This window comes from Streptosporangium sp. NPDC050855 (assembly GCF_044456585.1).
Lineage (GTDB): Bacteria > Actinomycetota > Actinomycetes > Streptosporangiales > Streptosporangiaceae > Streptosporangium > Streptosporangium longisporum.
This window is the reverse complement of record NZ_JBITFY010000003.1, coordinates 612547-623070: the sequence shown is the minus strand read 5'-3', so window position 1 is coordinate 623070 and position 10524 is coordinate 612547. Positions and strand designations below refer to the sequence as shown.

The 10524-nt window shown below is 72.5% G+C and carries 9 protein-coding genes; all 9 read left to right on the top strand.

Annotation, left to right across the window (positions count from 1 at the left end):
- The first annotated feature begins 264 nt into the window (after positions 1 to 264).
- The 9 genes from ACIBCT_RS10760 (at position 265) to rodA (ending at position 10441) form a co-directional block, all read left to right on the top strand.
- A complete protein-coding gene (locus tag ACIBCT_RS10760) occupies positions 265 to 1557 on the top strand; it encodes a bifunctional folylpolyglutamate synthase/dihydrofolate synthase (protein ID WP_399187175.1) in 1293 nt (430 codons plus the stop codon).
- Positions 1558 to 1624: 67 nt separating this feature from the next.
- Positions 1625 to 1963: a DUF4233 domain-containing protein gene (locus ACIBCT_RS10755; protein WP_344895774.1), complete on the top strand. Its 339-nt coding sequence runs from the start codon at positions 1625 to 1627 to the stop codon at positions 1961 to 1963.
- Between the two features lie 11 nt (positions 1964 to 1974).
- Positions 1975 to 3855, top strand: coding sequence for a hypothetical protein (locus ACIBCT_RS10750; RefSeq protein WP_399187158.1), 1881 nt, complete (start codon positions 1975 to 1977; stop codon positions 3853 to 3855).
- Between the two features lie 91 nt (positions 3856 to 3946).
- Entirely contained in the window at positions 3947 to 4357 is a 411-nt protein-coding gene (gene ndk, locus ACIBCT_RS10745) for a nucleoside-diphosphate kinase (RefSeq protein WP_399187157.1), read from the top strand.
- Positions 4358 to 4549: 192 nt separating this feature from the next.
- On the top strand, positions 4550 to 5581 hold the full coding sequence (locus ACIBCT_RS10740) for a rod shape-determining protein (protein WP_399187156.1): 1032 nt from the start codon (positions 4550 to 4552) through the stop codon (positions 5579 to 5581).
- On the top strand, positions 5581 to 6501 hold the full coding sequence (gene mreC, locus ACIBCT_RS10735; protein WP_399187155.1) for a rod shape-determining protein MreC: 921 nt from the start codon (positions 5581 to 5583) through the stop codon (positions 6499 to 6501). The genes ACIBCT_RS10740 and mreC overlap by 1 nt, the downstream gene beginning before the upstream one ends.
- Positions 6502 to 6505: 4 nt before the next feature.
- On the top strand, positions 6506 to 7033 hold the full coding sequence (gene mreD / locus ACIBCT_RS10730) for a rod shape-determining protein MreD (RefSeq protein ID WP_399187154.1): 528 nt from the start codon (positions 6506 to 6508) through the stop codon (positions 7031 to 7033).
- A gap of 50 nt (positions 7034 to 7083) precedes the next feature.
- Complete coding sequence (gene mrdA, locus ACIBCT_RS10725; protein WP_399187153.1) at positions 7084 to 9150, top strand: penicillin-binding protein 2; 2067 nt, start codon at positions 7084 to 7086, stop codon at positions 9148 to 9150.
- 133 nt (positions 9151 to 9283) lie between these two features.
- Entirely contained in the window at positions 9284 to 10441 is a 1158-nt protein-coding gene (gene rodA, locus ACIBCT_RS10720; RefSeq protein WP_399187174.1) for a rod shape-determining protein RodA, read from the top strand.
- The last annotated feature ends 83 nt before the right edge of the window (positions 10442 to 10524 follow it).

Sequence of the window (10524 nt, the reverse complement as noted above, 5' to 3'; positions counted from 1 at the left end):
ACTGCACCGGGGACGGTGTGGGAGAGTAGGTCACCGCCGGACAATCTTTCGAAAGCCCCCACCGTTGGTGGGGGCTTTCGTGTTTCCCGGGGTGCGCCTGACGGGACCCGCCGACAAGACCCGGTGAGATCTCCACGAGGCCCCCGAACGCCCGGCGTGCACCGGGTCGATGCGCACGTTCCTGCGCCCGCGGGCCGGTCCGGGACGTGAGGGAAAGGTCAGTAGGCTGGGGACGTGGACTACCGAGCCGTTGAACAAGCGATCATGCAGCGTGGCGTCGAATGGAACTTCGAGCCCGGCCTCGACCGGATCGCCGCGCTCGTGGACCTGCTCGGCTCCCCCCAGCACTCCTACCCCGTGGTGCACGTGGCCGGCACGAACGGCAAGTCGACCACGACCCGCATGATCGAGGCGCTCCTGCGCGAGCGCAACCTGCGCGTCGGCCGTTTCACCAGTCCTCACCTCGTCTCCATGCGCGAGCGCATCTGCGTGGACGGTGCCCCGCTGAGCGAGGAGCGCTTCGTCGAGGTCTACGAGGACATCGTGCCGTACCTGGAGATGGTCGACGCCCAGGGCAGGCGGCTCTCCTTCTTCGAGACCCTCACCGCGATGGCGTTCGCCGCCTTCGCGGACGCCCCGGTGGACGTCGCGGTCATCGAGACCGGGATGGGCGGCATCACCGACGCCACCAACGTCGCCGACGGCGCCGTCGCGGTCATCACCCCCATCTCGCTCGACCACATGGACTACCTGGGACCCGATGTCGAGACCATCGCGGGGGAGAAGGCCGGCATCATCAAGCCCGGCGCGGTCGCGGTGCTCGCCCAGCAGCAGCTGCCCGCGGCCGGGGTGCTGATGCGGCAGGCCGCCGAGGTCGGGGCCACCGTGGCGCGCGAGGGACTGGAGTTCGGGGTGCTGAACCGCGAACTCGCCATCGGCGGGCAGCTGCTCCGGCTCAAGGGCCTCAAGGGGACCTACGACGACATCCTGCTCCCCCTGTACGGCGCCCATCAGGCGGGCAACGCGGTCTGCGCGCTGGCCGCGGCCGAGGCGCTGACCGGCGGGGACGAGCCTCTCGACGCCGAGCTGGTACGGCAGGCGTTCCTGGGGGTCCGCTCCCCGGGCAGGCTGGAGGTGGTGCGCAGGGGACCCACGGTGATCGTCGACGCGTCGCACAACCCCGCGGGCATGCAGGCCAGCCTGGACGCGGTGCAGGAGTCGTTCGACTTCGAGAAGCTCATCGGCGTGCTGGCGATGTTCGAGGACAAGGACGTCCAGGGCATGCTGGAGCTGCTGGAGCCGCTGATGGACGAGATCGTGGTGACCCGCAACTCCTCACCCCGGTCCATGGACGTGGACGAGCTCGCCGCCCTGGCCGAGGAGATCTTCGGTCTCGACCGGGTGTACCAGATCGAGCGGCTGGACAACGCGATCGACCGGGCGATCGGCATCGCCGACGCGCTGGGCGAGTTCAGCGGGGCCGGGGTGCTGATCACCGGGTCCGTGGTCACCGCCGGAGACGCGCGCCTCCTGCTCAAGGCGGAGGAGCCACGGTGATCGGGAACGGAAGAGACCCGGAACCGCCGGGCGTGGTCCGGCCGGTGCGGCCAGGCGGGAGCGAGAGATGATCACGGTCACTCCGGGGATGAGGCGCCTGTGCGCCAGCGTGCTCGGCATGGAGGCGATAGTCGTCGGGCTGTTCACGCCGGTGGCCATCAACGTCCAGGGCGTCGCGCCGGCGGTCGCGGCCACCGTCGGCCTGGGCCTGGCGGTGCTGTGCGTCGTGGTCATCGGCCTGCTCAAGCGGCCTTTCGCGTATGTGCTGGGCAGTGTGGTCCAGGTGCTCGCCATCGCCTCGGGCCTGATGGTCCCGACCATGTTCCTGCTCGGAACGATCTTCGCCGCGTTGTGGATCACGGCGATATTCGTCGCTCGCCGTGTCGAGGGCGTGACTTCTCGCTAAAGTCGGCCAACATGGCCGTCCCTCCCATCCAGCCGACGCGGGCGGTGGCAGCCGGGCCCACGGGCCTGGTGCGCGCGCTCCGTGTCTCCCCGATGCTCGACGTCGTGCTCGGGCTGCTCGTCGCGATGACGCTGCCACTGGCGATCGTCGCCATTCCCAACACCATCTCGGTGGTCGCGGCCCTGCTGCCCCCGGACGTCTCGCAGATAGAGATGATCCGGGCGCACGGGCTGGCGTTGCCCGCGATGGTCCTGACCGTGCCGGTCGCGGCGGTGGTCCTCCGCCGGATGAGGGCGGCCCCGATGGTGGTCGCGGGGCTGGCGCTGCTGGCCTTCGCCGACGCCGCCGGCGGGTACGCCGGGTCGACGGTGCCGGTGGGGGCCCTGAGGGTCCTGCACGGCGTCGGCGCGGGCCTGCTGGTCCCTGCCACGCTGATGGCCGTCTGGGGGCGCTCGCCGCTTCTGAGGGCCGTGTGGGGGGCCGCGCTGGCGGCCGGTCTGCTGGCCGCCCAGGCGCTCGCGCTCTGGCCCCTCGACCAGGTCGACTCCTGGCGCGTCACGCTCCAGCCGTACCCGATGCTCACCGGGGTCGCGCTCGCGCTGGCCGCGCTCTACCTCGTGCTCTGGCTGAGGGAGGGCGAGGGGGCCACGCCCGAGCCGGTCCTGTCCGGAGGGGGGCGCACGCTCTGGGCGGTGGTGCCCGCCGCGGGCGTCGCGGCCCTGGCGCTGGGCAGCACGTTCGACTGGCCGGCCGGCCTGGTGGTGCTGGCGGCCCTGGCCTCGGTCCTGGTGCTGCTGGTCCTGGCCTCCCGGGGGACGTCGAAGGGCACGGTGCAGCGCGCGCCGGCCTACGCGATGATCGCGGTCGGCGTCGTCCTCCTGCCGACCGCCGCCCAGACCACCTACGTCGAGCTCGGCGGGCTGGGCGGGCCGGGGCTGTCCGGTCTCTGGCCCGCCTTCGCGATCGCGACGGTGGCGGGCCTGCTCTCGGCCGTGCTGGTGAACCGGGCCGGCGCCGCGGCCGTGCCCGTGCTCACCGCGGGCGGGCTGGGGGTGCTGGTCGCGGGCCTGTGCGCGGTACGGCTCTTCCTGCCGGCCTCGGCCGGGTTCACGCTGATCCTCCCCTTCGTGCTGCTCGCGGTCGGCGCCTCGACGGCGCTCACCGCCGCGCTGCGCTCCTGTGACGAGGGGGCGGCGCTGACGGCGCTCTCGCTGTTCTTCCCGGCCGTGCTCGCGGGCTTCCTGCTGGGCAGCGGGGTCCAGGTGACCCGGCTGGAGCCGGTCCTGAAGCAGGCCACCACCCCGCAGGCGCTGGTCGACGGGTTCGTGGACGCGCTGCATCTGTGGGCGCTGATCGGGGGCGGCCTGGTGCTCGCGGTGATCGTGCTCGGCGCGGTCCTGGCACGGGTGCGGCCGGGGACCCCGGCGGATCCGGGCCGGGACGCCGCGGTCGCGGCACGCCCGGCGGGACCCGCCTCCGGCCTGGTGCCCTCTCCGGCTGGGGAGGCCGATCCGATGGGCGGCGGACGGCCGGGTGCCACGGCGTCCGGGCCGCCCGTCAGGACGGAGCGGGCGGCACCCTCGGTGGTGTGGCCGCGCTCCGGTGCCGCGGACTCCCCGGTGCCGTCGCGGCCGGAGCCGTTCCGTACGGAACCGGAACGCGGATCGACGGCCGCGGCCGGAGGCGGGGCCGGGGAGAGCGGCAGGGCCAGGCCCTGGCGCGAGCCGGACCGCGAGCCCGCCCACGACCCCGGGCGCGACCCCGGACGGGAGTCGGAGTGCGATCCCGGGCGGGAGACCGACCCCGGGGAGGTCGCCACGCCGCCGGTCGTGGTGCCGCCACCGGCGCCCTCACCGGAGGACGGACCCGGGAACGGCCCGGTCCGGGGGTGATCCGGCCGACCGCGGGGAAACGCGCCCGGGACGGTAAACTTCGCGCATTCATCGCAGTCGGCGATCCACGCATGTTCAAAGGAGAACGTCAGTGTCCGAGCGCACCCTAGTCCTGATCAAGCCCGACGGTGTGGCACGCGGCCTCATCGGCGACGTGATCGCCCGCATCGAGCGCAAGGGCCTGAAGGTCGTGGCGATGGAGCTGCGCACCCTGGACGTCGAGACCGCCAAGGCGCACTACGCCGAGCACTCCGAGCGGCCGTTCTTCGGCGAGCTGGTGGAGTTCATCACCTCCGGCCCGCTGGTGGCGCTGGTCCTCGAGGGGCCGCGCGCCATCGAGGCGTTCCGCTCCCTCGCGGGCCTGACCGACCCGGTCAAGTCCGCCCCCGGCACCATCCGCGGCGACCACGCCCTGGAGATCGGCGAGAACGTCGTGCACGGCTCCGACTCCCCGGAGTCCGCCGCCAGGGAGATCAAGATCTTCTTCCCGGACCGCTTCTGAGCGTCCGTCCTCGTCGTGCCCGCCGGGCCCCGCCGTCCTTCCGGACGGCGGGGCCCGCCGCGTTCCGCGAGCTTAAGAATTTTGCCGGGGCAGGCCGGCTCATTGCGCTCAAGGGTGGGTACATCACGTTACGATTCGAGTGCGTTCCGTAGTTTTCGCCGACCACCTGACGGAAGGAGGCCAGCCTTCCTCATGGGCAGCAATCTTGCTTTCCTAGGCCGTGACATGGCGGTCGACCTCGGCACCGCGAACACCCTCGTCTACGTGCGCGGCCGCGGGATCGTGCTCAACGAGCCGTCCGTCGTGGCGATCAACACCACGACCGGGAAGATCGTGGCCGTTGGCATCGAGGCCAAGCGGATGATCGGCCGCACACCGGGCAACATCGTCGCCATCCGCCCGCTCAAGGACGGCGTCATCGCCGACTTCGACGTCACCGAGCGCATGCTGCGCTACTTCATCCAGCGGGTGCACAAGCGCCGTCACTTCGCCAAGCCGCGCATCATCATCGCGGTGCCGAGCGGGATCACCGGGGTCGAGCAGCGGGCGGTCAAGGAGGCCGGGTACCAGGCCGGAGCGCGCCGGGTCTACATCGTCGAGGAGCCCATGGCCGCCGCGATCGGCGCGGGCCTGCCGGTGCACGAGCCCACCGGCAACATGGTGGTCGACATCGGCGGTGGTACCACCGAGGTGGCGATCATCTCGATGGGCGGCGTGGTGACCAGCCAGTCGATCCGGGTGGGCGGCGACGAGCTCGACCACGCGATCATCGCCTTCGCGAAGAAGGAGCACTCGCTCATGCTGGGCGAGCGGACCGCCGAGGAGATCAAGATGGCCATCGGCTCCGCCTGCCCGATGCCCGAGGAGAGCCATGCCGAGATCCGGGGCCGTGACCTGGTCAGCGGCCTGCCGAAGACGATCGTGGTGTCGGCCGCCGAGATCCGCAAGGCCATCGAGGAGTCGCTGAACGCGATCGTCGACGCGGTGAAGACCACGCTCGACAAGTGCCCGCCGGAGCTCTCCGGAGACCTCATGGACCGCGGGATCGCCCTGACCGGGGGCGGAGCGCTGCTGAAGGGCATGGACGAGCGGCTGAAGGCCGAGACCGGCATGCCGATCCACCTCGTCGACAACGCCCTCGACTCCGTGGCGCTGGGGTCGGGCAAGTGCGTGGAGGACTTCGACGCCCTGCAGCAGGTGCTGGTCCCCGAGCCGCGGCACTGATGAAGGACACGCGCCGGGCACGCATCAACCTGGGGCTGCTGCTGGCGGCCGCGCTGGTGCTCGTGACCGTCGACCACCGTTCGGCGGAACGGTCGCCGTTCGATCCGCTCCGCGGGGCCGGGACGACGGTGTTCGGGTCCCTGGAGAGCGCGGGGGCCGGGATCGTGCGGCCCGTCGGCGGATTCTTCGAGACGGTGACCGGCGCGTTCTCGGCGCAGGACCGGATCGAGCGGCTGCAGGCCGAGAACCAGCGGCTCAAGCGCGACCTGATGGCCCAGAGCCTCGACCGGAGACGTTCGGAGGAGCTGCGCCGGTTGCTCGCCGTCGCCGGGACCGGTGGATACCGGATCCTGCCCGCCCAGGTGATCGCCCGGCGGGGGGCGCCGGGGTTCGAGGAGGCGGTCGAACTCGACGTGGGACGCGCCGACGGGGTGCGTACGGAGATGACCGTGCTGAACGCCGACGGCCTGGTCGGCAGGGTCGTCCGGACGGGCTCGGCCACCTCCACCGTGGTCCTGCTGAGCGACGCCGCCTCGGCGGCGGGGGCCCGGCTGGAGGGCAGCAACGAGATCGGGGTGGTGCACGGGGTCGGGGAGAGCGGGAGGCTGGTCCGGTTCCGGTTGCTGGACTCGACCGCGCCGATCACCCCCGGGCACCGGATCGTGAGCTTCGGCTCCCACCGGGGCGTGCCGTACGTGGCGGGGGTGCCGATCGGGGTGATCGAGCGGGTCGAGGCCACGCCGGGTGAGCTGACCCGCATCGCGTACGCGCGGCCGTACGCCGATCTGACCGCACTCGAGGTGGTCGGCGTGGTGGTACAGGCGCCGGAGCGCCCCGTGCGCGACGCGGTGGTCCCGCCGCCCCCGCCCTCCGGGCCGCGTAAGGCGGACACCCGCCGGGTGCGGCGAGAGGGGGTGTGATCGGATGGGCCGCACGGTGGCGTTCGCGGTGCTGGTCGTGGGGATCATGGTGGCCCAGGTCAGCGTGGTCAACCGGCTCCCGCTGCCCGGGCACGCAGCGCCGGACCTGGTGCTGCTCGCCGTGGTGGGGTACGCGCTGGCCCGCGGTGCCGTCCCCGGCGCCGTCGCGGGGTTCGCCACCGGCCTGGTGAGCGACGTCCTGCCGCCGGTGGCGCACCTGTTCGGGCACAACGCGCTGGTGTTCTGCATCGTCGGATCCGTGGCGGGACGCGCGGCGCGGGGCCGTCCGGGCGCGGAACCGCTCGTGGCGCTGGCCTGCGCGGCCGCGGGGCCGGCGATCGCCATGGTCACGGGTGCCCTGCTGGGGGATCCCAGAAGCGACCTGTCCCTGCTGGCGACGGTGCTGCCGCGGGCGATCGTCTACACCATGCTCGCCGCGCCGCCGGTGGTCTGGGCGGTGCGCAGGCTGGTCCGCGGGCCGGAGCCGCAGCCGGTCCATCTGCGCGCGTACGTGATGCGAAGCCGGGCGTGAGAGGCGCCGGGGATCGGGGTCCTGGGTGAGGCGGGTGGGAAGGGGCGGACATGGGGTTGATGCGGGGACGGCTGGTCGTGGTGCAGGTGCTGGTGGCGTCGATGCTGGCGGTGCTCGCGGTGCGGCTCTGGCAGGTACAGGTGGTGCGGGGGGCGGAGTACGTGACCGCCGCGACCGAGACGCGCACGCGTGACGTGGTGGTCCCGGCGGTACGGGGGCAGATCCTCGACGCGTCGGGCCGTCCGCTGGTACGCAACCGGACCACGCTGGTGGTCTCGGTCGACCGGACCCGATTGAACCGGATGGAGGGCAACGGCAGGGCGGTGCTGCAGAGGCTGGCCGCGGTGCTCGGCCGCCGTCCCGACGAGCTGCGCGAGCGGATCAGGGCGTGCGGCCCCGGCGTGGCCCGGCCGTGCTGGCCCGGTTCGCCCTTCCAGCCGATCCCGATCGACGCCGACGTCACCACCCGCGAGGCCCTGCAGATCCTGGAGCGGCAGGAGATGTTCCCCGGGGTGACCGCCGAGGTGCAGGCCGTGCGGCAGTACCCGCGCAAGGGCGCGGGAGCGCAGGCACTGGGCTACCTGCAGCCGATCACGCAGGAGGAGATGGAGCGCAAGGGCGGGCGCAGGCAGGCGTTCTCCGGGGTGGACCTGGTGGGCAGGGACGGGCTGGAGTCGATCTACGACGTGCCGCTGCGGGGGACGCCGGGGACGCGGCGGGTGCAGGTCGACCGGCTCGGCAAGGTGATGGGCGTGGAGCGGAACGTGCCGCCGGTGCCGGGGGACACGCTGATCACCAGTATCGACGCCAGGGTGCAGTCGGTGGCGGAGAAGGCGCTGCGCGAGGCGATGAAGGGCGCCCCCAAGGCCGACGGCGCGGCGGCGGTGGTGCTGGACGCCAGGACGAGCCGGGTGCTCGCGCTGGCCAGCGCGCCGACGTACGATCCGGCGGTCTGGACGGGGGGCATCTCCGAGGGCGAGTACCAGCGGCTGCTGTCGGGCAAGGCGGGCAAACCGCTGGTGTCACGGGCCATCAAGGGCGAGTTCGCGCCCGGTTCGACGTTCAAGGTGTCGTCGGTGGCCGCGATGCTCAAGGACGGCTACCCGCTGCACGGCCGCTACGACTGCCCGGGATCGTTCATGGTGGGCGACCGGCCGTTCAACAACTTCCGGGGCATCGCCCTGGGGTCGCTCACCCTGCACATGGCGCTGGTGAAGTCCTGCGACACGATCTTCTACCGGGCGGCCTACGAGCAGTGGCTGCGCGACGGCGGGCTCAACCCCAAGGGCAGGCCCAAGGAGCCCATGGCCGCCATGGCCCGCGCCTACGGGTTCGGCCGTCCCACCGGCATCGACCTGCCGGGCGAGTCGCCGGGACGCATCCCCGACAGGGCCTGGAAGAAGACCATCTGGGCGGCGACCAAGGAGACCAACTGCAAGCGGGCCAAGACCGGTTACCCGGAGGTGGCCGGGAAGAGCCCCAGCAGGGCGGCCTTCCTCAAGCGGCTGGCGTACGAGAACTGCCTGGAGGGGTTCCAGCTGCGTCCCGGGGACGCGGCGAACTTCTCCATCGGGCAGGGGGACGTGCTGGTGACGCCGCTGCAGCTGGCGGCGGCCTACACGGCGCTGGTCGGCGACGGCAGGCTGCGCAGCCCGCGGGTGGGCTGGGCGCTGGTGCGTCCCGACGGCACCAAGGTCAAGGAGATCAAGGTGCCGGTGACGGGCAGGTTGCCGCTCTCGCCGAAGGAGCGGGCCTACATCAAGGGTGCGCTGAGCGAGGTCGCCTCCGACGGCACCGCGGCCGGGGCCTTCTCCGGGTTCCCCATGGACAAGGTCAAGGTCGGCGGCAAGACCGGCACCGCCGAGGTCTACGGCAAGGCCGACACGTCGTGGTTCGCCTCGTTCGCCCCGACGGACAAGCCCCGGTTCGTGATCGTCGTCATGGTGTCCCAGGGAGGCATGGGCGGCCAGACCGCGGCCCCGGCGGTGCGGAAGATCTACGAGGGCATCTACGGGTTCTCGCCGGACGGGAAGACGGCCGGCCCTCCCATCCTGCCGGGCGGGCGTCCGGCGAGCAGGCTTCCGGTGATCGCGCGGGACGGGACGGTGGCGCGGTGACACCCGCCGGGGGGACGTCCGCCAAGGTGACGTCCGCCGGGGGGACGTTCGTCCGGGAGGCGTTCGTCGAAGGGACGTCCACCGGGAAGACGTCCGCGGGGAGGACGGGGTGAGCCGCGCGGGCGTCGCGCCGATGACCAGGGGGGCGCCGGCGCGGACGTCCCTGGCCGGGCGGACGGTGGCGGCGGCCTCCGCGCTGAGGCGGACGGACGGGCTGATGCTGGTGGCCGTCACCGCGCTGGCGGTGATCGGCACGATGCTGGTCTGGTCGTCGACCAGGACCTGGGCGGCCGGATCCACCGGCCTGGTCAAGAAGCACGTCCTCAACCTCGTCATCGGGGCAGTGCTGGCCGCCGGGACCGCGATGGTGGACCACCGGGCGCTGCGGGCCTTCGCGCCGCTGGTGTACGGGGTGACGCTGGTCGGGCTGTGCCTGGTGCTCACGCCGCTCGGCAGCACCGTGAACGGCGCCCACTCGTGGATCATGCTCGGCGGCGGGTTCGCGTTCCAGCCGTCGGAGTTCGCCAAGCTCGGCCTGGCACTGATGCTGGCGATGCTGCTGACCAGGCGGGCCAAGGGCACCGAGCGGCCTCAGGGGCCGTACGTGGTGGTCTCGCTGGTGGTGGCCACCTGCACCATGGCCCTGGTGATGCTCCAGCCCGACCTGGGCACCACGATGGTCATCGGGGTGATCACGGCCGGCACGATCGTGGTGGCCGGGGTGCGCAAGCGCTGGATCGCAGGGCTGGGCCTGGCGGTGGCCGGGGCCGGGGCCGCGGCGTGGTTCCTCGACGTGCTGGAGCCCTACCAGATCGCCAGGTTCACCGCGTTCCTCAACCCGTCGGTGGACCCGCGCGGGGTCGGCTACAACAGCACCCAGTCGCTGATCGCGATCGGGTCGGGGGAGGTGCTCGGCAAGGGGCTGTTCGGGGGCGGCCAGACCACCGGCCGTTTCGTGCCCGAGCAGCACACCGACTTCATCTTCACGGTGGCGGGGGAGGAGTTCGGCTTCCTCGGCTCGGTCACCGTGGTGGCGCTGCTGGGGGTGATCCTGCTGCGCGGGGCGCGGATCGCCCGCGAGTGCGACGACAGGTTCGGCATGCTGGTGGGCGGGGCGATCGTCTGCTGGCTGGCCTTCCAGACGTTCGTCAACATCGGGATGACGATCGGGATCATGCCGATCACCGGCCTGCCCCTGCCGTTCGTCTCCTACGGCGGTACCGCCACCTTCGCGAACATGATCGCCTTCGGGCTGCTCCAGGCGATCCACCGGCGCGGGCATTCGTCGTAGTCCCGGCGGTCCCGGCGGTCCCGGCCGTCCCTGCGGTTCGCCGGCCACCGTCCGGATCGGCCGTCCCGGTCGCCCGTGCGGGC